Below are 25,134 nucleotides of genomic sequence, written 5' to 3'. Positions count from 1 at the left end.
GCCGATAGCCACACGTATGACTGAACGCGACGGGCGCCTCCTCGAACGCCGACGGCTGCTCGGACTCCTCGGAACGGGTGCGGTTGCGGGGATTGCGGGCTGTAGCGGCGACGACGAGTCCGACGACACTGGGGACGAGAACGGCGACGACGAGCGGACGTTCGAACCCAACATGGAGCACCCGGGTGACGACCCCGTCGACTTCACGGGCGATCAGGACTGTCCGGTCTGCGGGATGCCCCCGACGAACTACTCCCGGTGGAACGCGCAACTCGCCCACGAGGACGGGACGGGAGCGATCTTCGACACGACCGGCTGCCTCTTTGCATACGTCGCCGCGACGGCGTCCGACTCGCCGATCGAAAACGCCTGGACGATGGACTACGAGACGCGCGATCTCGTCGACGCGACCGAGGCGTACTACGTCCTCATCACCGACGAGGACGCGGTCGACGATCCGATGACGATCAACCCGCGCGCGTTCGGCGACGAAGCCGACGCCCTCGAGTTCGTCGAGGAGTGGGACGCAGAGGAGTTGACGGAAGACGACGTCATCGGTCTCGAGGACGTCGATCGAGACGTCGCGATGATCTACCGGGCGAGCCGACTGTAGGGGCTCGATCCGTTCGTACGACGACCCACCAAAATCTGTTCTGCACTCACGTTCGACGGTGAATCAGGAGGACGCCGACGACGACGAGTCCGCCGCCGAGCACCGTTGCAACCGTTACCGACTCGCTGAGTATCACCGCGCCCAGAACGACGGCGACGGCCGGTTCGGCGGTGCTGACGATGCCCGCTCTGCTCGCGCCGAGCCGCGGCAGGCCGGCGTACAGCAGGAGAATCGGTACCGCAGTCGAGAGTATCGACAGCCCGGCCAGTACGCCCCAGGCCGCCGTCTCAGTCGCTGCCGGCACTGTGAACGCGTCCATCGCGAGACCGATCGCGAGGAAGGCGATGCCGGCCGCGGGCAGGACATGTGCCGTCAGCAGTTCCGGATCGACCGACTCGAGGACGCGCTCGCTCCCGATCACGTAGCCGGCGTAGCTCACGGCACCGGCGAAAACGATGAGGACGCCTCGCGGATCGGCGCCGGTCGGATCCGCGCCGACGATGAGCGCGACGCCGCCGAGCGAGAGACAGAGCGCCGCGACGAGCGAGCGGCTGACGCGGTTCGGGTTCGTGGCTATCGTCACGACGACGATGATCGCGGGATACGTATAGAGGACGATGGCGACCAATCCTGCGGTCAGATACTCGAGCCCCCAGAAGTAGAAACCGCTCATCGCGCCGAAGCCGGCGACGCCGAGGACGATCGCGTAGACGAACGTTCGCCCGGAGAGGGGACGGAGCCGGCCCCGAACCGCGAGCAGCAGCCAGAGGACGACGGCCGCGATGGCAAACCGGAACACGAGGACGGTCGGGATCGAGAGACCGATATCGCTCGCGAGCGTGCCGAAGATCCCGGTGGCCCCGAACCCGACGGCAGATGCGAGTACGCACGCGGTGCCGACTGTCCGCTCGTCCATACGAAAACTCCCAGAGTCCGACCTATAGCAGCGGCGATCCGGTCCCACCGTCTCACGCTCGAAACGCGGGTGGCTCGAGGTCGGTCGGAAGCCTCGAACCGCCCCGTTTCGGAAGGGGTTTGAGATTCCTCCGAGTGTCTCGGACTGTGCGCAGTTCCGATCTCGAGGTGACGCCGGTCGTCGCGCTGGCATTCGCGGTGTTCGCGGCGAGCACCAGCGCCATCCTGGTGCGCTGGAGTACGGCCCCGAGTTCGGTCGCGGCCTTCTACCGGGTGCTGTTTACGACGGCGCTGATCGCCCCGGTGGCCCTGCTTCGCTACCGCGAGGAGTTCGGTCGGCTCTCGAGTCGCGACCTCGGTTTCGCGATCCTCGCGGGGGTCGCCCTCGCGATCCACTTCGCGGCGTGGTTCGAGAGTTTGAACCACACGAGCGTCGCGGCGAGCGTGACCATCGTCCAGAGCCAGCCCATCTTCGTCGCGCTGGGGGCAGCACTCGTTCTCGGGGAGCGAGTCAGCCGTGAGACCGTCCTGGGAATCACCGTCGCCATCGTCGGCGCGGCCGTCATGTCGTTCGGCGACGCCGGGCAGGCGCCGGTCTCCGACGCGACGCTCTACGGAAACTCCCTCGCGCTGCTCGGGGCGGTCACCGTCGCGGGCTACGTGCTCGCCGGGCGGTCGATCCGCCAGCGCGTCTCGCTGTTCCCCTACGTCACCGTCGTCTACACCGCCTGTGCGCTCACGCTGTGTCTGCTCGTCGGCGCGCAGGGCCACGACTTCCTCGCGTATCCACCGCGGGAGTGGCTGCTCTTTCTCGGCATGGCCGTCGGTCCCGGCGTCTTCGGACACACCGTCATCAACTGGGTGTTGAAGCACCTCGAGTCGGTCGTGGTGAGCGTCGCCTGGCTCGGCGAACCCGTCGGGGCGACGCTGCTCGCGCTGGTGTTGCTCTCGGAGGTTCCCGACGCGGTGACCGTGGTCGGCGGGCTGGTCGTCCTCGCGGGAATCTACGTGACGACGATCGAACGAGAGCGGCGACAGCGGCCGGAGTCCTGATCGCCGGGCCGAACTGTCGCTATTCAGAAAGCGTCTCGAGGTGTCGCTCGCCGGTGTCCGTAATCGTGTACACGCCGCCCGAAATTTGGCGAATGTGACCGTCGGACTGCAGTTCGTGACACTCCTTGCTTACCGTCACCGGATGGACGTCGAGTGCGTCCGCAAGCGACGTCGTTTCGACCGCCCCGCGCTCGTCGAGGACCCGGAGGAGCACTCGACTCGAGCAGTTGGTCATTGTATAACCATCTACTAGGCGAAAATATGCATAGTTGTTTCGGTACCGTATCCGACTGAGAGAAACTCTGGATTTCGTGTGAGAATCGGCGCTCGAAGCAGGCACCACCCGAACACCGCTACACGGGGACCGTCACAGCTCGGTGAGTCGGTCTGGACCGTCGATTCTTTGGTACCAGCGTTCGAGAACGAACTATGGTGGGACACCGCGGGCGCCGGAGCGGGCTCGAGTTCGCTGCCCGATTCGAGCGCACGACGAAATCGGAACCTGACGGTAAACGGTGGTCGCGATGAGACGGCGAGAGTTCGTGATCGTCGGAGCGGGGGCCGTTTCGATCGCCTGCGCGGGCTGTCTCGACGACGGGGACGACGACGCTGCCGACGAAAGCGAGACCGAAACGACCGACGACTCGCCGCCGTTCGAGATCCAGACCCTCGACGCACCCGGCAGCGAGGCGGGAACCGTCACGATTCCGCGGGCAGGGCAGGTCATGCTGATCAACTTCACCCGGACGGACTGCCCGACCAGCCGTGGGCTGTTGCCCGCGATCGACGAGGCGAGGGCCGAACTCGAGGCGGCCGAGACCAACGTCGAGGTCGTGTCCCTTTTCGACGACTCCTCGGGCCCGTCGAACTCGCCGGCGGAGTTAGCCGATTGGTGGGACGAACACGACGGCAACTGGACGATCGGTATCGACGAACGCGGCGTGCTCAACGACTACTACGACGTTCGGAGTTTCCCGACACTAGTCGCCATCGACGGCGACGGTGAAGTCCACTGGCGCAACGAGGGCGGCACGACGGCGTCGAATATCGTCTCCGGCGTCGAGACCGCACTCGAGGCACAGGCGTCGGCGGCGGGCGACGAATCGACGGACGACGATAACGAGGGGACGAACGGCGACGGTAACGAGGGGATGGACGACGAATCGACGGACGATGGGGCGGAAGACGGCGACGAGGAACCACCGAATGACGGCGAAGAGGCAGCGGACGAGTCTCAGGACTAGTCGCGCGCCGGAAGCTTCGGGTACGACTGAGTGCCACCACTGGAGTTCCGAGCCACGAGCGTCGCGACCGCGGCGATACCGCCCGAAACTGGCCGTCGTCGCTCCTCGTAGGAGAGGATCGTCAGGTCGAGACACGCCCGGAGGAGGTCGTTCGATCGGTACTGAAACCGCTCGCTCGAGGGCCCGACTTCGACCGCGTCGCTCGAGCGCAGGTGGTGTTCGTAGACGAGCACGCCGTCGGGTGCCAGCGCCTCCTTGAGTGCGGGCAGGTGCTCGAGCGCCGCGAAGAAACTCACCGTGATCACGTCGTAGGCGTCGACCTCCAGATCGATGTCGGCCAGATCCGCTCTGATCCAGTTCACCTCGAGATCGCGTTCCTCGGCGCGTGCCCGTGCGTCCTCGAGCGCCACGTCGGAGATGTCGACGGCGTCGACGTCGTAGCCGTTGGCGGCGAGAAACCGTGCGTTCCGCCCGGTGCCGGTCGCCACGTCGAGTGCGCGCCCGTCCGGCAGGGTCGCGAGCCGTCGCTCGAGTTCGGGGATGGGGGTATCGGGCAGGCTCCATTCGACGCGATTGTACTTCTCGTTCCACCGCTCGCGCTCGTCGCTCATGGGCGTCCAAACGGGCGAGCGCTACTTGATCGTTCAGTTCCCCTCCCGACCCCGTGAGCGGTCCTATCGGTCCCCGCCGAGGCGCGTGAACAGCCCGGAGATCGAGTCCGTCAGCGACGCGTTCGAGTCCCCGATCGTCGTGATTCCGGTCTCGCCGACGACGCAGAGCCGACCGCTTGCGACGGCGAGCGACGAGACGGAACCCGCAGACTGGTGGTGCCACAGTCGCGTGCCGTCCGCGGTCCCTAGCGCGGCGAGGCTCTCGTCCTCCGTGCCCAGATAGACGGCGCCGTCGATCACGGCGAGACCGGTCGTGACCCGCCCGACGGGAACACGCCAGCGTTCGGTTCCCGTCGCCGCGTCGACGGCGTAGACGCTGGCGTCCGAACTGGCGACGTAGGCCGTTCCCTCGGCGACGGCGGGCGACGTCTCGATCCGACCGCCGGTGTCGAACCGACACTCGGGTGAGCCGTCGGTACTCGAGAGCGCCACCAGCGTCTCGCCGCAGGCCACGTACACCCGCCCGTCGGCGACCGCCGGTGGGGTGTCGACGGGTGCCTCGAGGTCGGTCTCCCAGCGGAGGCTCCCGTCGGCGGCCGCGACCGCGAACAGTCGATCGCCCGCGGCGACGTACACCGTCTCGTCCGCAACCGTTGGCCCCACGATCACTCCGCGGTCGGTTTCGGTCTCGGCCTCGAGGTCGACGGTCCAGACGGGCTGGCCGGTTTCGGCGTCGATCGCGTGGAGTTCGTCGCTGCCGACGTACACGGTCCCGTCGACGGCGATCGGTGCGGTCCGGACGCGACCGTCGGTCTGGTAGCGCCAGGCTCGCTCGCCGGTTTCGGCGTCGAGCGCGTAGACGGCGCCGTCGTCGCTGCCGACGTACACGGTCCCGTCGACGACCGCCGGCTCGGATCTGATCGGACCGCCGGCCTCGAACCGCCAGTGTTCGTGGCCGTCTTCGATCGCCAGCGCGCTCACGCTGCCGTCGTCGCGTCCGACGACGACCGTCTCGCCGACGAGTGCCGGTGCGCTCTCGATGTCGATGTCGGCCTCGCAGTCGACGTGCCACCGTTCGCTCGCTCGACGGTCGAGCGCCTCGCCGGCGACGTAGCCGGGACGCATCGGCCCCCCGCGGACCATCGGCCAGTCGGACTCGCCGATCTCGTCGTCCGCGTCAGTGTCCGTGTCACGTTCCCGTACGCTCTCGAGACGCGTCGTCGCGTTCGACGCCGCCTCCGAAACGCTCGGCACGGGATCGTCGCCGAGCGCGTCGATCGCGGGCAGCGAGTCGGTGTCCTCGAGCGCCGCGAGCGTCCGAACTGCATGCGCACGAACGCGGCCATCGGGATCGGCGAGCGACCGACGAAGGTGTGTGAGGTGGTCCGTACCGGCATCCTCGAGTTCGGGTCCGGCGTCGGCTTCGGCGCACGCGGCGAGTGCGGCTGCCGCGGTTGCTCGGACGTCGCCGTCGGGGTCGGAGAGCGCGTCGACCAACGACGGGAACGCCTCCTCGAATCCCGCGGGATCGTCGGTCGCCATCGTCTCGAGGACGCGTCCGGCGGTGACCCGGACGACCGGGCTCTCGGCCTCGAGTCCGCCGGCGATCTTCGCGACGCCGGTCGGCCGGAGACTGTCGGACTCGTCGGCCAGAGCGGAGAGTGCAAGCAGCGCGAGCCCGGCCGCCCAGGGATCGCCGTCCAGTCGCCGCCCCATCCCGGAGAGCTGCTTGTTGATGCCGTCGGTGTGGGTCGGCGTCTCGCCGCCGGTCGCGAGCGAGGCGGCGTCGAGCAGGCGATCGTCGACGTGCTCGAGCGCCGATCCCAGCGTCTCGCCGTCGTCGTGGTCCGTGACCGCGAGCGTGCCGAGCGCGAGCGCGGCGTAGCCGCGAATCGCCTCGTCGTGGCCGGTCCGGGACGAGCCACTCGAGTCGTCTTCCGCCGCACTGGCTGCGAGCAGACCCTGCAATCGATCTCGTTCGGCGACGACATCATCGGGCGTCGTCGCCGCCAGTCGCGCGATCTCCCCGGCGATCGCGCGTCGGTCCCCGTCGCTCTCGAGTCGGTCGAGCAGGAGTCCCGTCACGGGGTTGCCGTCGCCGGCCTCGACGACCGTCGTCAGCACTGAGAGGAGCGCCCGTCGCTCGCGGCCCTCGGCCGCGTCGAATCGCTCCAGCAGTGGCGTGGCGTCGTCGCCGACGAGTTCCGGCTCGCTTCGGGCAACGTCCGCCAGTGCGTCGGCGACGGCGGCCGAGCGCTCGTCGCCCGCCGCGAGAACCTCGAGGACGGCGTCGGTCGGCGTCGGCTCGGTGTCGACGTCAGCCGAGAGCGTCGTCTCGAGCGCGGACAGCGCCGCGGTGCGAACGGCTGGCGTCGGATCGACCAGCAACTCGCCGAGCGCGTCGATCACGGCCGCGGTCTCCTCGCCGGTGTCCGGACCGAGGGTCGCGAGCGCTTCGCAGGCGGCTACGCGAACCCGTTCCTCCTCGGCGGTCGTCGCCTCGATCGCGAGTACGACCGACGGCCGATAGTCGTCCGTCCCGTCGGAAACGATGGTCGCGAGCACGTTACGGACGGTCGCCGCGATCGTTCGGTCGTCGTCGTCGAGCGCGCCGAACAGCGACACCAGCACGTCGGCCTCGCGGACGTCGGCCGGATAGCGCTCCGCGAGTTTACCGAGCGCGATCGCCGCGTTGTTCCTGACTGTCGCGTCGTCGTCGCTCAATCGGTCGCCGAGTGCGGCCACGGCAACGCGAACGTCGTCCGGCTCCTCGGCCGCGACGGTGACGAGATCGCGCGTTGCGGCCCGGCGAACCGGCGCCGCGTCGTCCTCGAGCCGCCGGCGCAGCGACCGGATCGCCGGGTGGGCGTCGGCCACCTGCGCGCTGGCCACTTCTGCGAGCGCGCGGGCCGCGTAGCCTCGGACCCACTCGTCGCCGTCCTCGAGTCGATCGACGAGCGCGGGGATGTCGGGGTCGTCGTCGGCCTCGCGGGTCGAGGACCCGTTCGCACGGTCCGAGGCCCGCTGTGCCTCGCCAGCCTCGAGCGCGATGGGGCTCAGGGCGTCGGCCGCGCGGTGGCGAACCGGTTCGTGCCGATCGTCGAGTCGATCGGCGAGGTCGGGGACAACCGGCCGGACCGCATCGGGCGCGGCTTCGGAGACGGCGGCGATGGCGCGAGCAGCGTCGAGACGGACGAGCTCGTCTTCGTCGTCGAGCACGCCGGCAACGTCGGTTACCACGGGTTCGACGGCGGTGGGACGAGCTTCCGCGACGGCCGCGATAGCCGCGACGCCGTGCGTTCGGATCTCCGACGTCCCCTCCTCGAGCCGGTCGGCCAGCGGCGTGACGGCGTCGGTGACCGCGGCGGGTCGCTTCGACGCGACGGCCGACAGCGCTCCGGCCGCGTCAGTTCGGACGTCCTCCCGGGTGTCCTCGAGCCGTTCGACGAGTTCCTGGACGGCCGGAACGGCGGCAGCGGGATCGTTCTCCGCGACGTCACGGAGCGCTCGAACGCTCTCGCTACGAACTTCGGAGACGTCGTCGAGCCTGTTCGCGAGCGGTTCGACGGCGTCGCCCACTGCGCCGGGGCGCTCCGCGGCGACGGCGGCGATGGCGATCGCGGCGTCGGTTCGGATCCCCACTCGCGGGTCGGCGAGTCTGTCGGCGAGCGGATCGACCTCGGTTGCGACCGCGACCGGCGCCTCGAGGGCGATCGCTCGGAGCGCACGCGCCGCGTTCGCTCTGATTGGTTCGTCGTCGTCCAGACGGTCGACGAGCGGCGTAATCGTCTCGAGGACGTCACCGGGACTGTCCGTTGCGACCGCGGCGAGGATCGCCGTCGCGTTCTCGCGGACGGCAGGTGTCTCGTCGTCGGTCGCCTCGGCTACGTCGTCGACGACCGCCGCGGCCGTTTCGGGGTCGGCGTCGGCGATCGCGGCGAGGGCGTCCGTCGCTCGAACGCGAACGCGTTCGTTCTCGTCGGTCACGTAGGCGCCGAGTGCATCGGTCGAGTCGGTGACGATCCGCGGCTCGTCGGCCGCGACGGCGGCGAGCGCGTCGGCCGCGTCCGCTCGGATCGCCGTCGAGCCCTCGAGTCGATCGGTCAGTGCCGGCACCGAGTCCCGGATCGCCGCGGGGTGGGTTGCACTGAGGGCCGACAGCGCCGCGGCCGCGTGGGATCTGATCGCGGGGTCGTCCTCGAGGCGATCGGTTAACGTCTCGACGGCCGAGCGAACGTCGTCCGGTCGCTCCGTAGCCTCGTTCGCCAGCGTCTTTGCGGCGTACTCCCTGACCTCGGGATCGTCGGCCGTCAGAAACGCCTCGAGTTGCGTGATTCCGACGGTCACTTCGATTCCGTCGCCCTGGTCGTCCAATTGGAGATCGGTCGGCGTCGTGTCGTTCCCTGTCATGTATCCAACCCGTGTCGCGACGCGCGTAAGCGAGCCACACGTCGTCGCGTAGATAGTTGTGCATACGGACACACCAAGTTAATTCTATCTCTGAGTGACTGGTTTCCAACGGGACGCTACACCGGCGATAGCGCTGCTGGGAGCGTCCTACAGGACGGAATCCGTCGGTTAGCCTCTCGAAAACGAGTTCGTCGCGAGCGGCTCAGGCCTTGGCCTGCCAGGACCGGACGCGTTCGGCGCTGACGCCGTCGACGTCCGCAGCGATGCTGTCGGGATCGGCATCCGTCAGATCGTCGAGACTCTCGATCCCCGCGTTGGCCAGTTTCTCGACCGTCTTCGCGCCGACGCCCTCGAGGGCCTCGAGATCCGAGCCGGTCTCGCTCTCGCGGGCCTGGAACTCCTGGTAGTTACAGATCGGACAGCCGAGTTCCCAGGGCTCGTCGCCGCTGTGGACGACGAGTTCGGGGAGTTCGTGTTCCTCGCAGTACTCGTCGGTGACTTCGATATCGCCGCGCCGGGGCAATGGCAGCGAGTACTCGCAGTCCGGATAGCGCGTACAGCCGACGAGTCTCGAGCCGCTCTGAAGCGTTTTTATTGCTAATTCGCCGTCGTGTTCGTCTCCGCAGTCCGGGCAGACGCCCAAAACCGGCCCCTCGCCGGCGTCCTCGGCCTTACAGAGCGGGCAGCCGTGAACGAACGTCTGGCGGCCGGCGAGCATCTTGACCTCGTTCAGGCCGTGGTCCTCGCACTCGCCTTCCATGATCAGCGGCTTGCCGGTCGACGGCAGCGGGAGCGTGTTCTCGCAGTCGGGATAGCCGTCGCAGCCGACGAAGTACGAGCCGTGGCGACTGCGCCGGACCAGCAGATCCTCGCCGCACTCGGGACACGGACCCAGCCGCTTGTCGTCCTTGAGCGACTTCCGAAGCTGGTCGCCGATCTCCTCGCGCGACTCGGCGAGACTCGCGAAAATATCCTCGAGCATCTCGCGAGACTCGTCGGTGACGTCCTCGAGCGTCGCCTCGCCGGAGGCGATGGCGTCCATGTCTCGCTCCAGTTGCGCGGTCATCTCCTCGCTGACGACCCGGTCGGCGTAGTCTTCGGCCGCGTCGACGACGGCCATCGCGAGCCGCGTCGGTCGCGGCGGATCGCTCTCGATGTAGCCCCGGTCGTAGAGCTTCTCGAGGGTGTTGTGGCGGGTCGACTTCGTCCCGATCCCCAGGTCTTCCATCGTCTCGATGAGTCGCGACTGGCCGTACCGGCGGGGTGGTTGGGTCTCTTTTTCCTCGAGTTCGACCGCCGAGAGGTCGAGTACCTCCCCCTCGTCGACGCCGGGGACGAAGTTCTCGCTGGAGTTGAAGTAGGGATAGACGTCGTGGTAGCCCGCTTCGACGAGGCGCTTGCCGTTGGACTTGAGTCGGTAGTCGTCGACCTCGGTCACGACCTTGAGATGCTCCCAGATAGCCGCCTCGGCGACCGTCGCGTAGAACCGGCGCACGACGAGTTCGTACACCTCCCACTCGTCGTCGCTCACGTCGCCGCCCCGGGAGGGGATCTCGCCCGTCGGATGGATCGGGGGGTGGTCGGTCGTCTCCTCGTCGCCCTCGGTGGGGACGATTTCGTCGGCCTCGAGGAGGCTCTCGGCCGACTCGCCCAGCGTGGGGTGGCCGACGAAGTCGTCGAGCAGTTCCTCGGGATCGAGATCGTCGGGGTAGACGGTGTTGTCGGTCCGCGGGTAGGTGATGTACCCCGCCGTGTAGAGGTCCTCGGCGATCGACATCGCCCGTTTCGCCGAGTAGCCGATCGCGCTCGCCGCCCGGATGAACTGGGTCGTATTGAACGGCGTCGGTGGCGTGTCGGTCCGCGTTCGGCGGTTGACGTCGACGACCGTCACGCTGTCTCGCTCGGCGAGGACCTCGTAGACTTCGCTTGCGGCCGCCTCCTCCCAGACGCGTTCGGCCTCGTTGTCGTCCTCGTCGCGGTAGAAGTACTGCGCGTCGAACGGTGTCGTTTCACCCTCGCGCTTCTGGAGATCGGCGAACAGCTCCCAGTACGTCTCGGGATCGAACGCTTCGATCTCGCGCTCGCGGTCGACGATCAGCTTGAGCGTCGGCGACTGCACGCGGCCGACGGAGATGAAGTCGTTTCCGAGTTGGCCCGCCGACAGCGAGAGGAATCGCGTCAGCGCGGCCCCCCAGATGAGGTCGATGATCTGGCGGGCCTCGCCGGCTGCTGCGAGGTCGAAGTCGAGGTCGTCGGGTTCGTCGAACGCGCTCTGGACCTCGTTTTCGGTGATCGAGGAGAACCGAACGCGTCGGATCGGGACCTCTTCGTCGACGTCGCGGACGATATCGTAGGCCTCCTTGCCGATCAACTCGCCTTCGCGGTCGTAGTCCGTCGCGATCGTCACGCGGGTCGCCTTCCGCGAGAGGATCCGCAGCGTCGCGACGATGTTCTCCTTCGTGGCCGTCTTCTCGACCGAGGCGTCGATGAGTTCGACCGGTTCGACGTCCCGCCAGTCCGAGTACTCCGACGGGAAGTCGACGCCGACGACGTGGCCCGAGAGGCCCACGCAGCGCTTGCCGCCCCACTCGTAGACGTTGACGCCCTTCTCGCGGCTCGAGTCGTACGTGCCACCGCTCAGGATGTCGGCGATCCGTCGCGCGGCGTTGTCCTTCTCCGTGATGATCAGTTCCACGACGGCTCACCTCCGCGAGCGGTCGGTGCCAGCCTGTGCGGGCGAGTGGTCTGCATTGTCGGCCGGTACGACTGAGGATCTGATAACGCTTTCGCCGAAAACCCGCCGACAGCGCGGGTGTGCGTGCGCTGGGCGAGTGTACGTGCGCTCGAGCGGTCGCGCGTGCGTGAGGTGTGTCGCTGCACTGTGACCGTCGGGTGGAACGGCGAGTCCGTCGCGTAGATCGGCGAGCCGTCGTTCGACTGAGACTCGCCTGCGGTTCAGCGTTTCACAACGGCGTAAACGGAATCGTCGCGAGCGTCTCCTCGTCGTAGGCGAGCGCGTCGGACTGTTCGACACCCGCCGGCGTCAGGAGGTCGATGATCCGCGGGGCGTTCTCGACCGCCCCCTCGCGTGCGCCGCCGAACGTGAAGCCGGTCGCGTCGACCTCGACGGGACGGAACGCGCCGAAGTCCTCGGAACCGACCACCGGAGCGACCTCGGTGTCGTCGATGTCGACGTCCAGGTCGTCCTTCGCGACCGAGAGGATCACCGTGTCGCTGTCGAGATCGACGAGCGTCTCCGGCGAGCCGAGGTCGGTTTCGTCGGCGTCGATCAGGCCCGACCCGAAGCCGCTCGCGTCGAGCCGGTAGTGCCACTCGGACTCGAAGCCGGCGGTGATCGCCAGATCGCCGATTTCCGTCGTCCGGCCCCCCTCGAGGGACGGATCGCGGAGGTAGACCGCAAAGTAGTGGGGCGAGAACTCGCCGCCGAAGGCGTCGTAGAGGCTCTCGACCTCGAAGGCGAACAGGTACTCGCTCGCCGTCTCGTAGACGCTGAACGTTCGCAGGTCGAACGCGCCGTCCCGGAACGCGCCGTCGGTTGGGTACGTGTACTCGCCGGGGCCGTGGTCGTCACCCTGCGGGTCGTCGAACTCGGCGACGAGATCGCCGGGCGCAACGGTTACCGTTTCCGAAGCCAGGACGGTGCCGTCCGCCGGATCGCGCAGGACGACATCGTACGTGCCGACCGACGTGATCGTGTAGCCGAATTCGAACCGCTCGTCGGTCGCGTTCGGCGAGAGTCGGACGTTGTCGACCGTCACGCGGTCGCCGTCGACCTCGATGGCGACGGTCGTTCCGCCGACGAACGCGCCGTCGTTCGACCCGGTCGCCGAAATGAACGGCGTGCCGAGTCCCGCCTCCTCGTCGATGCTGTACTCGAGGTCCTGCGTCGGGCGCTCGTAGGTCGGCAGTTCGCTGCGTTCCCGGCCTCGCGCCGGCCGAAGTCGGATTGCTGTCCCGCCGCTGCGGGCCATCGAGGCGAGCAGCGTCGTACTGGGGTCGACGATGGCCTCGTCGATGCTGACGGTTTCGGGGTCGGATTCGTAGCCGCCGCCGAGTCCGTCGCTGTAGATTTCGGCGACGTATTTGGGTCCCTTAGGGCCGTTGCCCCGACCAGCGTTACCCGACTCGCCCGGCGCGAGGAACGCGAGCGGAACGTCGATCGCCCGCCCGCCCTCGTCGGTCATCGCACCGACGTACCACTCCTCGCCCGCTTGTCGCGCGGTGACGATGTAGTCGCCGATCGCCGAATCGACGACGGTCGTCTCGTCCCAGCCGGCTGCCGGCACGTTCTCGATGAACTCGAATTCGGGTTTCGCGTCGAAGTTCTCGTTGTCGGGCGTGTAGCCCTCGTACTCGGCCGGTACCGGGGACCGCGCGTCGACCTCGCTGATTCCGACAGAGTTGAGGTTGAAGCCGCCGACGTCGCCCTCGAATTCCTCGCCGGAATCGTTGTACTGGAGTTCGATCGCAATCTCGTTGTCGCCGTCCTCGAGGTCGACCGTCGTCGTGTATACCTCCCACTGATCCCAGTAGTCGGTGAATTCGGGATTGATCGTCGTCGTCGACTCGTTGACCCGCAGGCTCGCCTGCGGCTCGCCGGCGTCGATCACTCGAGGCGCGTTGTCCTCGGGAGCGGCCGCGTAGCGGAGGTGTAGGTCGTACGTGCCCGCATCGGCGTCCGTCACGGTGAACGAGACTGACGATCCCGACGGCACCCGATTGGGATCGACGGCGACGTAGTTCGTCCCGAAGGCGTTGCGCCACTCGTCGAGCGTGACGAAGCCGTCGATGTCGCCGGAGGCGGCCTGTACGCACTCGCCAACCGCGAGCGTCTCGTCGACGTAAGCCTCGAGGCGGTCGGCGGCCATCTGCAGCCCGCTCAGGTAGTTCGGGTACATCGCGAGCTGTTTCGCTCGGGTCGTCTGGATCCGGTCGCCACGGTCGTCGGTGAACGTGATGTCGAAGATGCCGGGCTGGTAGCTTACTGGGCCGGCCAGATTGCGCGTGAACGGAATCGTCACGTGGTGTTCCTGGCCGACGTTCGAACTCAGTTGGTCGAAGCCGTCGAACTCCTGGGCGGTGACGACCTCGCGGTTCGCGACGTTGGGGTAGGTCCGGATCTCACCGGTCGGTTTGATCCCCTCGTGGATCTCGAGGAGCTGTCGGTTCCCCGCGGCGGCCTCGATGACCAGCCGGTGGTGGTTGACCGCGAGCTGGTTGTGCTGGTTGTGCGTCGCGTCGGAGCCGTCGCCGTTGATTCCGAGCCCCGGATCGGAGACGTAGCCGTTCTTGATGGAGTGGATGCCGACGTCCTCGTACTGCTGGAAGATGTCGTCCTCGAGGATCTGCTCCTCGTAGTTCGGCAGCGCTCCGGCGGTCTCGTTGTGCATCGTCATCTCCACGTCGTTCTCGAGGTCCCGTCCGAAGTCGGTGACCTCGCGTACGTCGAAGTCCGGATAGGAGTCGTCGACGCCGAACTCGAGTCCGGTCCCGTCGCCGGGGTAGGTATCCCAGCCCTGGTTCCAGCCCTCCACGAGCACGCTGTCGATGCCGTTCCGGTCGGCGAACGTCATGTACCGCTTCATGCGCTCGGTTCGGGCCCCGTGGATGTAGCCCGCCGCCTCCTCTGGGCTGTCGAAGGAATCGTCGGGCCGGTACTCCCAGTGCGCGGAGCCGGCGATCATCGTCCACCAGATGCCGATATACTTCCGCGGCTCGATCCAGTTCGTGTCGGGTTCGCCGTCGACGGTCGGGAGGGCCGACTCCTTCAGTTCGGAGCTCAACAGCGGGATCAGCTGCGACTCGATCAGGTCGCCCGGCTCTCGGCCGATCTGAATCGTCCGCCACGGCGTCGCGTTCGGGAGTTCGAGCGACGCCTTCGTCCCGTCGGGCAGCGGCGTCAGTTCAGTAGTAAACGCCGTGCCGCCCTCGTCGTCCTGCGGGGCGAGGGTCGCCGACGCGTAATCCTCCAGATCCGACTCGTGAATACTCAGATAGGCGTCGCCATCGTCCGCACGCACCGTCAACGGCGTGTGCGCGCCGTTCCGAACCGGCGTGTCCGTCGGTCTGGTCTCCCTCGAGCCCCCCGGAATCTCGCTGAGCGGTGTCTCGACGTACTCCTGTTCGAATCGCGGGTTGGTGACTTCGTTCGGGATCCACCACGACGTGTAGTCGCCACCGAACTCGAACCCGGTGTTCTCGGACGTGAGGACGGCTCTGTCGCTGTTGCTCGCGAAACTGTCGCCGAGGACGATCCGAAAGCCCAGTCCGTCGTCGAACACGCGAAGTTCGAGATTAGCGGATCGGCCCGGTTCGTCCGTCTCCTCGAGCCCGAGGACGAGGGCATTGTACTCGGCCGAAACGCTGTCGTACGCGCCCCAGACGGGATCCCACTGCTCCGTCTCGGAGCTTCGTTCGCTTCCGGTGACCTCGAGTTCGCTCCCCGTAGTGCCGTCCGCCGCGGCTCCGAACGTCGGCTGGTTCCGAAAGTCGAACCCGACCGTCGACGACTCGATGTAGGTCGTCCCGTCGAACGCGACGTCGTAGCTCGGTGTCCCGTCCGAGACGTCCACCGTCACCGAAATCGACCCGTCCGGCGAACTGACCTGCTGGGTCCCAGCGTCGTCACCGTTCGTCACCTGTGCCGCGACCTCCTGTGGCACCGACCGCGTGTAGGCTGCGGCGGCTATCGCCGCCGTCACGCCGCCGAGGAACTGCCGCCGACTCGATTCTGAGTATGTTTGTTGTAATTGTTTCTCAAACATCGACGAGAACGAATGCCATACCCTCGAGTATAAATGTATTGAATTGTGACGTGTTGGCACTAATGCTATCGATAGATGGGTAATATTCCAGTCGAGAGTGAGACTAAAATGACGTTTTGAACGACTCCTCCGGTGTGAAATCGATTGCTGAGCAATCGTTCCCCGGTGTGCCTACCACGGAGGATTCGAAAGTTTTTATTAGTATATGTGGACGTTCCGGAACTGTGTTTCGTGCACTTAAGTCTGTGAATTAACCCTCTCTAAAAGGTAAAGGAATTAATGACTCGGTCTCGAGTACTGTCTCCCACCAACGTACACCGTTCGTTCCGGTTGCGGGACCGCCGTGACGAGTCACGATACACCGTAAGCGGGACGAGAACGCTGAAGATCCACGGCGAAAAGAAAGCGGTGACGAGTCCGATCGATTCGCCGGAGACGAACAGCGTGGACGTTCGCGGTGTCCGGCAGAGCCGGCAACCCACCCCGAGAGCCGAGCCCTTTTGACGGACCCGGGAGAGGGACGAACGAAACGGGATCGTGGCAGATTCACAACGCAAGCGCGTCGATATGACGACGGGGGCGATTCCCCCGAAGCTGTTGCACCTCGCGTGGCCCCTGGTATTAGGGAACCTCCTCCAGACGTTCTACAACCTCGCGGACATGTTCTGGGTCGGCCGCGTCAGCAGCGAGTCCGTCGCCGCCGTCTCGCTCATGTTTCCCCTCTCGTGGATGTTCGTCTCGACGGCGATGGGAATCACCGCGGCAACCATCGCCTTGGTCTCCCAGTACGTCGGCGCCGACGACGACCGGATGGCCGACAAGGTGGTCGGGCAGACGACCCTGCTCACGCTGGCCGTCTCGAGCGTCCTCGCAGCCGTCGGGCTCTACTTCCGACGACCTTTGTTGACCCTGATCGGCGCCCGCGATCAGGTGTTCGTCGAGGCGCTCGCCTACATCGAAGTGATCTTCCTCGCCTTACCGCTGACGTTTCTCTTCTTCGCGTTCCGATCCTCGTTGCAGGGCGCCGGCGACACGAAGACGGCGATGTGGTTGGTCTTCATCTCCGCCGGGATCAACGTCGTGCTCGACCCCTTCTTCATCCTCGGCTGGGGACCGTTCCCGGAGATGGGGACCCGCGGGGCCGCCGTCGCGACGTTCATCGCTCGCGCGTTCGCCACCGTCGCCGGGATCTACATCCTGCTCGACGGACGGTACGGCGTTCGGCTGCGACTCGAGGACCTTACCCCCAACGTCGCCATCCTGAAGCAGTTGGTCGACATCGGCTACCCCTCGACGATCGACGGCTGGGCGCGCAGTTTCGCCTCGGTCGCGATGGCCGGCTTCGTCGCCCGGTTCGGGGCGAACCCGACGGCGGCCTACGGGATCGGCGTCCGGCTGATGTCGGTGACGTGGGCCGTCTCGGGCGCGGTGGGGAACGCGACGGCGACCGGCGTCGGCCAGAATCTCGGTGCCAAAACGCCCGACAGAGCCGCAGCCGTCGCGCGAACGGCGACCGCGGGGACGATGGTCCTGATCGCGGCCATCGCAACCGTGCTTATCGCCTTTCCCGCCCAGGCCATGCGGATTTTCGTCGCCGATCCCGACGTGATCGCCGAGGGCGTCGTCTTCCTGCGGATCATGGCTCCCTTCTGGGCCCTCTTTGCGGGCGTCATGGTCATTCAGGGCGCGTTTCGCGGCGCCGGCAACACCCGTGAAGCGATGGTGCTCTCCTTTCTCTCGCGGTGGATTTTCCGGGTCCCCGTCGCGCTCGTGCTCGCGTTCGCCTGGACGGCGACGGTGCCGATAGTCGGCCTCGAGATCGGCGGCCTCGAGTGGGGAATCGAGGGGATCTGGTGGGCCTACTCGTTCGGGATGGTCGCCTCGTTCGTCGTCGCCGTCGGCTGGTTCCGACTCGGGACGTGGACGGAGGGCGTCATCGGCGAGGATCAGGAGCCGGCCGATGGGATGGACGGGGCTCGGGATCGGTCCTCGAGCGGGGATGCCTCGTAGGGCAATCGGACGGTCGTCGCGAGTCGGGCTCGCTCGTTGCAGAGGCAGGTGACAGCTTTACTCGGCGCTTGGCTGTCCGTTGCAACGGTTACACAATGACGGACACACTCGAAGTACGATCGTCGCTGCACTCCGTAGGTCGGAGTCTCAACGCCACTCTGCGAGAGGGTACCGTTCGAAATTGGCCGGTGGGGACCGAAATCCGAATCGTCGAACGGAGGCGGAACCGATGAGAGCCCTCACTTGGCACGGCGAGCAGGACGTCCGTATCGACGAGGTACCCCGACCCGAGATCGCCAATCCGACGGACGCGATAATCGAGATCACGGCCACCGCCATCTGCGGCTCCGACCTCCACCTCTACAACGGGATCATGCCCGGAATGCGGGAGGGCGACGTGCTCGGCCACGAGCCGATGGGGACGGTCGTCGAGGTCGGCGACGAGGTCGAGACGCTCGAGGTCGGCGACCGCGTCGTGGTCCCCTTTACGATCAGCTGCGGTTCGTGCTGGTTCTGCGGGGAGGACATGTACTCGCTGTGTGATAACACGAACCCGAACGCGGAGCTCATCCGCAAGGAGATGGGCCACTCGCCGGCCGGCCTGTTCGGCTTCTCGCACATGCTCGGCGGCTACGCCGGCGGGCAGGCGGAGTACCTGCGAGTCCCCCACGCCGACGTCAGCCCGATCACGGTCGACTCCGACCTCCCCGACGAGCAGGTGTTGTTCCTCTCGGATATCTTCCCGACGGGGTATATGGCCGCCGAGAACGCGGAAATCGAGGACGGCGACACCGTCGCCGTCTGGGGCTGTGGCCCGGTCGGCCAGTTCGCCATCCAGAGCGCGTGGATGTTCGGCGCGAACCAGGTGGTCGCGATCGACCGCGTGTCGGAACGGCTGGACATGGCGAGCAGCCACGGCGACGCGGAGGCCATCAACTTCGAACACGAGGACGTCTACGACCGGCTGATGGCGATGACCGGGGGTCGCGGTCCGGATCGGTGTATCGACGCCGTCGGAACGGAGGCTCACGGCACGGGTGTCGGAAGCGTCTCGGATCGGTTGAAACAGGGCGTCGGCCTCGAGGACGACCGGCCGTACGTCCTCCGCGAGGCGATCAAGGCCTGTCGGAAGGGGGGCACGCTCTCGATCCCCGGCGTCTACACCGGGGACGTCGACGGGATCCCGTTCGGCTCGCTGATGAACAAGGCGCTGACGGTGAAGACCGGCCAGACCCACGTCCAGCGCTACCTCGATCCGCTCATGGAGAAGATCGAGGCGGGCGAGATCGATCCCTCGTTCGTCGTAACCCATCAGGCGTCGCTCGAGGACGGGCCGGCGCTCTACGAGACGTTCAACGACAAGGACGACGACTGCATCAAGGTAATGCTGACGCCCTGAGACGGGTGTTCGACGCTCGAGGGCCGACTACCGGCTCGGCAGCCACTTTCTGAGCGTCGGACTGAACTCGGCGGCCATCTGGGCGTCCGCGTCGGTGAAGGCGTCCGTTGCGATCAGCGTGAGCAGGTAGGTGCCGACGACCACGATGGGGAGCAGGCCGGCGATGATCGTGTCCGACTCGAGGAAGTAGACGATCGGCGCGCCGGCAATGGCCGCGGGCACGCCGGCGCCGACGACTTTGGCAAAGTCCCGGGTAAAGGGGTGGATGCCGTCGAAGTAATAGATCTCGACGAGGGTCAGACAGCCCACGAGAAAGAGCGCGGCCGCCGACCCGATCGCCGCCCCTTCGATCCCGATGAAGGGCACGAGCGTAAACGAGACGAGGAAGTTCGTCCCGAACAGGACGAGGGTGTTGCCAAAGACGACCCGCGAGTAACCCAGGCCCTGCAGCAGCGAGCCGTCGGGACCGCCGAAGGTGACGTTGAAGAGGAACGCAGCGGCGAGCAGCGCGACGATGGTGTTCGCTTCGGCGTACTGGGGCGTGTACAGTACGGCGAGGTACGAACTCGCGCCGAGCGAGAGGAAGATGGCGACGGGGAGCGTAATTGCAGCGATCCAGCGGGCCATGATCCGAAACCGCTCCTCGACCAGATCGATGTCGTCCCGCGTCTCGGCGATCAGCGGCTTGAAGACGGGCGACAGCGAGTTGAAGATGATCATCAGTCCCGAGCCGAGCATGTAGCCGACGCGGTAGATGCCGACGTCGTCGGCATCGAGGAAGAAGCCGAGGACGAAGTAGTCGACGTGGCCCATCAGGACGAAGACGACGCTGGTCATCGCCAGCGGGACGGAGTACTTGACGAGCGGCGCCGGCGCGACGAGTTCGATCTCGGCCGTCAGGAGGCCCCAGGCCTTGTAGACGAAGACGGCCGCGCCGATCGTGATCGCGACGAAGAGGCCGACGACGTAGCCGGCGATGAGGCCGAGCAGCCCGTAGCCGACGAGCAAGAGCCCCGCGGTGACGACGAAGCGGACGATCGGCCGCACGATATCGCGCATGATGACGCGGTACTGGAGCTTCTTGATGCTGTAGTAGGAGGTCAACAGCACGTTGTAGATGGCGAGCATCGGGATCGTCACCGAGAGCAGGAGGAGCCCGATCCCCATCGCCGGCTCCTGGAAGAGTTCGGCGATGTACGTGGCGCTGACGGCGAGGGCGAAGGCGACCAGCGAGGACGTGATCAGCACGGTCGCAGTCACCTGCACGATCACGCCCTTGGCCTTCCCGTGCTCGCCGTCGTCTAAATACTGCGGCACGAAGTAGTCGATCGCCAGCGGCAGACCGAGGTTCGCGAACACCTGCATGAACAGGATGACCGACGTCGCCAGCACGAACAGTCCGTAGACAGAGGGGCTGACGAACCGGGTCATCAGCATGACGATCGCGAAGCCAAGCGCGCCGTTGATGAGGTTGCCGACGAACGTGATGCTGCCCTGTTTCGCGAGCGTCGAGATCCCCTCGTCGCGATCCGAGTTCGGGTCGCTCTCGGTCTCGGCATCGGCGTCCGGGCCGAGACCGAGTCCGGCGTCCGAATCCCGATCGGAATCGACACCGTCGTCGCGGCCGGGATCGGAATCGCGGTCGGAACCCGAGTCACCGTCGGTCATGGCACGGCTCCCCTCCGTCCGGTCGTTGCGGCCTCGGCTCCCGACGGTTCACTCGAGCGCTTCTCAAGCGAGCGCGTTCGATGCAGCCACTCCATGCGCGGTACCATCAGACCCCCGTTGCCGGCTCGAGTTCGTACGTCGTGACTGCCGCTGCGTCCTCGCCGAATCTGGGAAACTCGATCTCGAACGGCCACTCCTCGCCCGAGGAGACGTCGGCATCGACGTTCTCGATGACGGTCTCGAGTTCCTCTCCCTCCTCGTCGAAAAACGTGGCCCGAACCTCGAGGTACGAGAGCGTTCGGTCGCCGACGTTCCTGACTGCTCCCCAGACGACTACCCGCTCATCGTCGGTCCCCGGATTGTCGCGAACGAGGTCGTGCCAGACGATCTCGACGTCGCCGGGCTCGGTAATATCCTCGCCGCTGTCCTCGAGAAACTCGAGACAGCCCGACAGCGGCACGAGAGCGGCACACGCGAGAAACGCACGACGGTCCATCGCTACTGCGTATGTGGCGGCGCGGCTTCAGCGTTCTGGAGCCCCGATATCGGGTGGATCGGGTCGAATCGGTGATATCGTTCCCCGTCTCCGTACCGATCCCGTCCATCACGAAAAATCGTGTATCCGAACGGTTCAACCGCTGAGAGTTTCGTTCTCGACCGGGGAGTCCCGACAGACTTTTCACCACCAACTGTTACCACCTAGTTGTATGAGCGAATTCGAACAGTTCAGTCAGGTCGGCGAAGCCGACGTAACGCGCGCAATCGGACAGGAGTGGACCGAGGAGTTCATGGACTTCTCGGATTCGGACGTGATCATCGTTGGCGGCGGCCCGTCGGGGCTGACGGCCGCGAAGGAACTCGCAGAACGCGGCGTGAAGGTGATGGTCGTCGAGAAGAACAACTACCTCGGCGGCGGCTTCTGGCTCGGCGGCTTCCTGATGAACAAGGTCACCGTTCGGGACCCCGCCCAGCAGGTGCTCGACGAACTCGACGTCTCCTACAAACAGTCCCAGGACAGCGAAGGGCTGTACGTCGCCAACGGGCCCGAGGCCTGTTCCGGGCTCATCAAGGCCGCCTGCGACGCCGGCGCGAAGATGCAGAACATGACCGAGTTCACGGACATCGTCATCCGCGAGGATCACAAGGTGTCCGGTATCGTCATGAACTGGACGCCGGTCCACGCGCTGCCCCGCGAGATTACCTGCGTCGACCCCATCGCGGTTGAGGCCGACCTCGTCATCGACGCGACGGGCCACGACGCGATGGCGATCAAGAAACTCGACGAGCGCGGCGTCTTAGATGCCCCCGGCATCGCCGACGCCGAGGCCAACGCGACGGGGATGGACCAGACCGGCGACGACAGCTACGGCGCACCCGGCCACGACTCGCCCGGCCACGACTCGATGTGGGTCGGCAAGTCCGAGGACGCCGTCGTCGAACACACCGGACTCGTCCACGAAGGTCTCATCGCAACCGGGATGGCCACCGCGACGACCTACGGCCTGCCGCGGATGGGTCCGACCTTCGGTGCCATGCTCGTCTCCGGCAAGCGCGCCGCCCAGGTAGCACTCGACGAACTCGAGGTCGACGCCGAACCCGTCCAACTCACCAGCCGCGCCGCGCCCGCCGACGACTGAACCCGGCCTCCCCGTTTTTCGCTCGCGTCACGACCAACCGGTCTCGTCCGCCCAGTCGTCGTCCGAATCCGCGGACTCGTCGGTGAGCGGCGCCTCGCAGTAGTCACAGACGCCGTCGTCGGCCGTTCGGGCTCCGCACGACGGGCAGTTGACGTCCGAGACCGTCGCCGACGATTCGTCGGTCGCGTGGAGCGCGTGAAGTCGCTCGAAGCTGATGACGATGTAGGCCAGAGAGAGCACGCCGAACGCGACGAGTACGAGGACCGTCGTCAGCGTGCTGGTCGAGACGAGCGCCGGGAATTCGTGCATCAGAGTCGACACGACCGGGTGGTCGGAGGCGACAAACATAACTGTTGACGTGTGACGTTCGGTCGAGAGCGACGAGGGGAGCCCGGCATCGTCACCCAATTACAGCGGCCGTCGAGCGCTGATTCGTTCGCGACGAACGGAAACCCACACGGTTTTCGCGACCCGCGAGCAGCGTTCGACCATGAAACTCGTCGTCACCGGCGCGACCGGCGCTGCGGGGAGCTGGATCGTCGATCACTTCGCGGACGCCGGCCACGAGGTGGTCGGAATCGACCTCGAGCGCCCGCCGCGCGAGCGCGAGAACGCGACCTTCCTCGAGGCGGACCTCACCGAACAGGGTCAGGCACTGGAGGCGATCCTCGACCCCGAACCGGACGCGGTGATCCACTTCGCGGGGATTCCGCGCATGGGAATCACGACCGGCACCGAGACGTTCCTGACGAACGTCTCGAGCGCCTACCACGTCTTCGAGGCCGCGGGGCGGGCCGACGCGGACGTGATCTGGGCCTCGAGCGAGAGCCTCTACGGAATGCCCTTCGCCCAGCAGCCGTTCCTGCCGGACTATCTGCCGATCGACGAGACCCACCCACAGCGGCCCGAAGACGGCTACGGCGCGTCGAAACTCGTCGGCGAGGAACTCGCCGCGAAGACGGTCCGGAAGTACGGGATTTCGGCCGCCTCGATCCGGCCGACGTGGATCCAGTACCCCGGCGACTATTATGCGATCGACGAGTGGACGCTGTTCGATCCCGAGACGGCCGATCGGAGCGGCTGTTTCTGGTCGTACGTCGATATCCGTGACGTGGTCTCGATCGTCGACGCCGCGCTCGAGACCGATATCGACGGCCACGAGCCGTATCTGGCTGCTGCGCCCGATAACGGCCTCGGCCGGCCGACCGCGGACGCCATCGAGGCCGCCTTCGGTGGTCTGCCCGACGACTGCGACCTCGAGGGCGAACAGTCGGCGTTCTCGACGGCGAAAGCGCGTCGGGAACTGGACTGGAAGCCAGCCTACTCGTGGCGCGAAGCGCAGAACGAGGACGTCGACGGACCGGCGTTTCTGGATCCCTAGGCTGTCGGTTTCGAGGTCGGCACACGACCGATCGATCCGCGACCGCAAACGTTTCACGGGGTGGTACAACTAGATCATATATGGTCGATAACGTCATCCTCTATCGCGCCCCTTCGACGGTCGCAGACGTGGGCGAGATCGGCGACTGGCTCGAGGCTCGAATCGACGCCGCTGTGACGGTTCGCGACCGGTTTCTCGACGTCCATCGAACCGAAACCCTCGCCGAACGGTTCGCCGAGGCACGGGTCAGTTCCCCTTACGAGCGCGACACCGGCAACACGATGTTAGGGATCGTCCGCTACGAGGAACGCGCCCTCGAGAACCCCGAGCGCGAGGGCGGCGTGCTCTACGACGGCCTGCAGGTTCAGCGGGCGCTCAACAGCGCACTACCGGCCGACGAACGCGGCCTCGAGACGCTCCACGTGCCGATTCTGGATCGAGCGATCGGTACCTGGGGCGACCACGACGGCCGCTGGCACAAGCGCGTGAACGTCCTCGGACAGCCCGCGCTGGTCTCGGTGCCTGGACTCTACGAGGCCCCCGCGAAGCCCGACGCGTACTACAAGGAACAGCAACGTCACGCGCTCCTGTCGGGGGATACCCCGCCGCGAGAGGTGCTCGAGAATCAGGTCGAGGGCGAGTTCCTGATCGAGGACGACCCCCGGACGACCGACGCGCTCTGTGGCTACGTCCTGCAGGCGTACCACTATCTCGAGACGGGCGAATCGTTCTGCGAGCAGGAGCCGTGTCGACTCTCCAACGCCCACTACCACGAGGAACTAATCGACGCCCAGTTGCGCGATCCGCAGTTTTGTACGGCCCACGCGCGACTGTACGAGTGAGGAGCAGCACTGGCCGCCAGTCACACCTATTCCGCACGACGGCAGACCGATTGACAGAACCACAGCCCTCTTTTGTCTCAGTCGGCTACGAACACGCAATGAACAACTCGTTTACCGTTTCGGTCCCCGTCCGGTATCGCGATCTCGATCCGTTGAATCACGTCAACCACGCCGTCTACGCGAGCTACCTCGAGATCGCACGCACCGACTATCTCGAGGAGGTCGTCGGCATCGCCGCTGAAAACATCTCCTTCGTCATCGCGAACCTCGAGATCGACTACCGACGGCCGGTCGTCATGGGCGACGATCCCGTCGTCTCGCTTCGGGTCGCCCGACTGGGTGACTCGAGTTGTACTATGGAGTACGAGATTCGTGTCGACGACGACGTGGCCGCGACGGCCGAAACGACGTTGGTCCACATCGATCCCGACTCGAGGCGGCCGTCTCCGCTCCCCGACGAGATTCGGGAGCCGATCGAGGCGTTCGAGGGTCTCGAAGCGCCGGCGTAGGCCTCGATACCGGGTTCGTTCGCCGGCTCTCAGCCGCCGATCGTCTCGGGACCGTCG

Annotated in this window: 18 protein-coding genes; 9 read left to right on the top strand and 9 right to left on the bottom strand. The window is 66.4% G+C overall.

Going from position 1 to position 25,134, the window contains the following annotated elements:
- Nucleotides 1-16 precede the first annotated feature (16 nt).
- Nucleotides 17-613: a nitrous oxide reductase accessory protein NosL gene (locus tag ACSFDB_RS01725; protein ID WP_440769320.1), complete on the top strand. Its 597-nt coding sequence runs from the start codon at nt 17-19 to the stop codon at nt 611-613.
- A gap of 46 nt (nt 614-659) precedes the next feature.
- Here ACSFDB_RS01725 and ACSFDB_RS01720 read toward each other — a convergent pair whose 3' ends face one another.
- Nucleotides 660-1,529: a DMT family transporter gene (locus ACSFDB_RS01720; protein ID WP_440769319.1), complete on the bottom strand. Its 870-nt coding sequence runs from the start codon at nt 1,527-1,529 to the stop codon at nt 660-662.
- A 146-nt stretch (nt 1,530-1,675) separates the two neighbouring features.
- Between ACSFDB_RS01720 and ACSFDB_RS01715 the strand changes: the two genes are divergently transcribed.
- A complete protein-coding gene (locus ACSFDB_RS01715) occupies nt 1,676-2,581 on the top strand; it encodes a DMT family transporter (protein WP_440769318.1) in 906 nt (301 codons plus the stop codon).
- Between the two features lie 19 nt (nt 2,582-2,600).
- Here the strand turns inward: ACSFDB_RS01715 and ACSFDB_RS01710 are convergent, their stop codons facing one another.
- The gene (locus ACSFDB_RS01710; protein WP_245724210.1) at nt 2,601-2,816 is read right to left on the bottom strand and encodes a DeoR family transcriptional regulator; all 216 of its coding nucleotides are present in this window, start codon (nt 2,814-2,816) and stop codon (nt 2,601-2,603) included.
- A gap of 289 nt (nt 2,817-3,105) precedes the next feature.
- Here ACSFDB_RS01710 and ACSFDB_RS01705 point away from each other — a divergent pair, with 289 nt between their 5' ends.
- Nucleotides 3,106-3,825, top strand: a complete 720-nt coding sequence (locus ACSFDB_RS01705; protein WP_440769317.1) for a TlpA family protein disulfide reductase — start codon at nt 3,106-3,108, stop codon at nt 3,823-3,825.
- Here the strand turns inward: ACSFDB_RS01705 and ACSFDB_RS01700 are convergent.
- The 4 genes from ACSFDB_RS01700 to ACSFDB_RS01685 form a co-directional block, all read right to left on the bottom strand.
- The gene (locus ACSFDB_RS01700) at nt 3,822-4,436 is read right to left on the bottom strand and encodes a class I SAM-dependent methyltransferase (protein WP_440769316.1); all 615 of its coding nucleotides are present in this window, start codon (nt 4,434-4,436) and stop codon (nt 3,822-3,824) included. The genes ACSFDB_RS01705 and ACSFDB_RS01700 overlap by 4 nt on opposite strands.
- 63 nt (nt 4,437-4,499) lie before the next feature.
- The gene (locus tag ACSFDB_RS01695) at nt 4,500-8,846 is read right to left on the bottom strand and encodes an outer membrane protein assembly factor BamB family protein (RefSeq protein ID WP_440769315.1); all 4,347 of its coding nucleotides are present in this window, start codon (nt 8,844-8,846) and stop codon (nt 4,500-4,502) included.
- A 202-nt stretch (nt 8,847-9,048) separates the two neighbouring features.
- On the bottom strand, nt 9,049-11,541 hold the full coding sequence (locus tag ACSFDB_RS01690) for a DNA topoisomerase I (RefSeq protein ID WP_440769314.1): 2,493 nt from the start codon (nt 11,539-11,541) through the stop codon (nt 9,049-9,051).
- A gap of 268 nt (nt 11,542-11,809) precedes the next feature.
- The gene (locus ACSFDB_RS01685) at nt 11,810-15,631 is read right to left on the bottom strand and encodes a glycoside hydrolase family 97 N-terminal domain-containing protein (protein WP_440769313.1); all 3,822 of its coding nucleotides are present in this window, start codon (nt 15,629-15,631) and stop codon (nt 11,810-11,812) included.
- 567 nt (nt 15,632-16,198) lie between these two features.
- On the opposite strand from ACSFDB_RS01685, the gene ACSFDB_RS01675 reads away from it, so the two are divergent.
- Both ACSFDB_RS01675 and ACSFDB_RS01670 read left to right on the top strand, forming a co-directional pair.
- Nucleotides 16,199-17,641, top strand: a complete 1,443-nt coding sequence (locus ACSFDB_RS01675) for an MATE family efflux transporter (protein ID WP_440770167.1) — start codon at nt 16,199-16,201, stop codon at nt 17,639-17,641.
- Between the two features lie 229 nt (nt 17,642-17,870).
- On the top strand, nt 17,871-19,040 hold the full coding sequence (locus ACSFDB_RS01670; protein WP_440769311.1) for a zinc-dependent alcohol dehydrogenase: 1,170 nt from the start codon (nt 17,871-17,873) through the stop codon (nt 19,038-19,040).
- A 27-nt stretch (nt 19,041-19,067) separates the two neighbouring features.
- Here the strand turns inward: ACSFDB_RS01670 and ACSFDB_RS01665 are convergent, their stop codons facing one another.
- On the bottom strand, nt 19,068-20,708 hold the full coding sequence (locus ACSFDB_RS01665) for a flippase (protein WP_440769310.1): 1,641 nt from the start codon (nt 20,706-20,708) through the stop codon (nt 19,068-19,070).
- A 106-nt stretch (nt 20,709-20,814) separates the two neighbouring features.
- On the bottom strand, nt 20,815-21,204 hold the full coding sequence (locus tag ACSFDB_RS01660) for an FxLYD domain-containing protein (protein WP_440769309.1): 390 nt from the start codon (nt 21,202-21,204) through the stop codon (nt 20,815-20,817).
- 211 nt (nt 21,205-21,415) lie between these two features.
- Here ACSFDB_RS01660 and ACSFDB_RS01655 point away from each other — a divergent pair, with 211 nt between their 5' ends.
- Nucleotides 21,416-22,345, top strand: a complete 930-nt coding sequence (locus tag ACSFDB_RS01655; protein WP_090307563.1) for a sulfide-dependent adenosine diphosphate thiazole synthase — start codon at nt 21,416-21,418, stop codon at nt 22,343-22,345.
- A gap of 27 nt (nt 22,346-22,372) precedes the next feature.
- Here ACSFDB_RS01655 and ACSFDB_RS01650 read toward each other — a convergent pair whose 3' ends face one another.
- Nucleotides 22,373-22,654 carry a hypothetical protein gene (locus ACSFDB_RS01650; protein ID WP_440769308.1) on the bottom strand — a complete coding sequence of 94 codons (282 nt, stop codon included), beginning with the start codon at nt 22,652-22,654 and terminating at the stop codon, nt 22,373-22,375.
- Nucleotides 22,655-22,835: 181 nt separating this feature from the next.
- Here ACSFDB_RS01650 and ACSFDB_RS01645 point away from each other — a divergent pair, with 181 nt between their 5' ends.
- The 3 genes from ACSFDB_RS01645 to ACSFDB_RS01635 all read left to right on the top strand — a co-directional run bounded on the left by ACSFDB_RS01645 (nt 22,836) and on the right by ACSFDB_RS01635 (nt 25,077).
- Nucleotides 22,836-23,726: an NAD-dependent epimerase/dehydratase family protein gene (locus ACSFDB_RS01645; RefSeq protein ID WP_440769307.1), complete on the top strand. Its 891-nt coding sequence runs from the start codon at nt 22,836-22,838 to the stop codon at nt 23,724-23,726.
- Nucleotides 23,727-23,806: 80 nt separating this feature from the next.
- On the top strand, nt 23,807-24,568 hold the full coding sequence (locus ACSFDB_RS01640) for a DUF7001 family protein (protein WP_440769306.1): 762 nt from the start codon (nt 23,807-23,809) through the stop codon (nt 24,566-24,568).
- Nucleotides 24,569-24,666: 98 nt separating this feature from the next.
- On the top strand, nt 24,667-25,077 hold the full coding sequence (locus tag ACSFDB_RS01635; protein WP_440769305.1) for an acyl-CoA thioesterase: 411 nt from the start codon (nt 24,667-24,669) through the stop codon (nt 25,075-25,077).
- Nucleotides 25,078-25,134 lie beyond the last annotated feature (57 nt).

Origin of the sequence: Natronorubrum amylolyticum (genome assembly GCF_052040145.1) — an archaeon.
Taxonomy (GTDB): Archaea; Halobacteriota; Halobacteria; order Halobacteriales; family Natrialbaceae; genus Natronorubrum.
Note: the sequence above shows the minus strand (reverse complement) of the source record. Positions and strands in the feature narration are given on the sequence as shown.

Bases quoted from the DNA above. Each gene is read 5' to 3' on its own strand.
- ACSFDB_RS01640 (WP_440769306.1), top strand. From the start codon at position 23,807: ATGGTCGATAACGTCATCCTCTATCGCGCCCCTTCGACGGTCGCAGAC.
- ACSFDB_RS01695 (WP_440769315.1), bottom strand. From the start codon at position 8,846: ATGACAGGGAACGACACGACGCCGACCGATCTCCAATTGGACGACCAG.
- ACSFDB_RS01665 (WP_440769310.1), bottom strand. From the start codon at position 20,708: ATGACCGACGGTGACTCGGGTTCCGACCGCGATTCCGATCCCGGCCGC.
- ACSFDB_RS01685 (WP_440769313.1), bottom strand. From the start codon at position 15,631: ATGTTTGAGAAACAATTACAACAAACATACTCAGAATCGAGTCGGCGG.
- ACSFDB_RS01675 (WP_440770167.1), top strand. From the start codon at position 16,199: ATGACGACGGGGGCGATTCCCCCGAAGCTGTTGCACCTCGCGTGGCCC.
- ACSFDB_RS01700 (WP_440769316.1), bottom strand. From the start codon at position 4,436: ATGAGCGACGAGCGCGAGCGGTGGAACGAGAAGTACAATCGCGTCGAA.
- ACSFDB_RS01660 (WP_440769309.1), bottom strand. From the start codon at position 21,204: ATGGACCGTCGTGCGTTTCTCGCGTGTGCCGCTCTCGTGCCGCTGTCG.
- ACSFDB_RS01705 (WP_440769317.1), top strand. From the start codon at position 3,106: ATGAGACGGCGAGAGTTCGTGATCGTCGGAGCGGGGGCCGTTTCGATC.
- ACSFDB_RS01720 (WP_440769319.1), bottom strand. From the start codon at position 1,529: ATGGACGAGCGGACAGTCGGCACCGCGTGCGTACTCGCATCTGCCGTC.
- ACSFDB_RS01710 (WP_245724210.1), bottom strand. From the start codon at position 2,816: ATGACCAACTGCTCGAGTCGAGTGCTCCTCCGGGTCCTCGACGAGCGC.
- ACSFDB_RS01655 (WP_090307563.1), top strand. From the start codon at position 21,416: ATGAGCGAATTCGAACAGTTCAGTCAGGTCGGCGAAGCCGACGTAACG.
- ACSFDB_RS01645 (WP_440769307.1), top strand. From the start codon at position 22,836: ATGAAACTCGTCGTCACCGGCGCGACCGGCGCTGCGGGGAGCTGGATC.
- ACSFDB_RS01670 (WP_440769311.1), top strand. From the start codon at position 17,871: ATGAGAGCCCTCACTTGGCACGGCGAGCAGGACGTCCGTATCGACGAG.
- ACSFDB_RS01635 (WP_440769305.1), top strand. From the start codon at position 24,667: ATGAACAACTCGTTTACCGTTTCGGTCCCCGTCCGGTATCGCGATCTC.
- ACSFDB_RS01650 (WP_440769308.1), bottom strand. From the start codon at position 22,654: ATGCACGAATTCCCGGCGCTCGTCTCGACCAGCACGCTGACGACGGTC.
- ACSFDB_RS01725 (WP_440769320.1), top strand. From the start codon at position 17: ATGACTGAACGCGACGGGCGCCTCCTCGAACGCCGACGGCTGCTCGGA.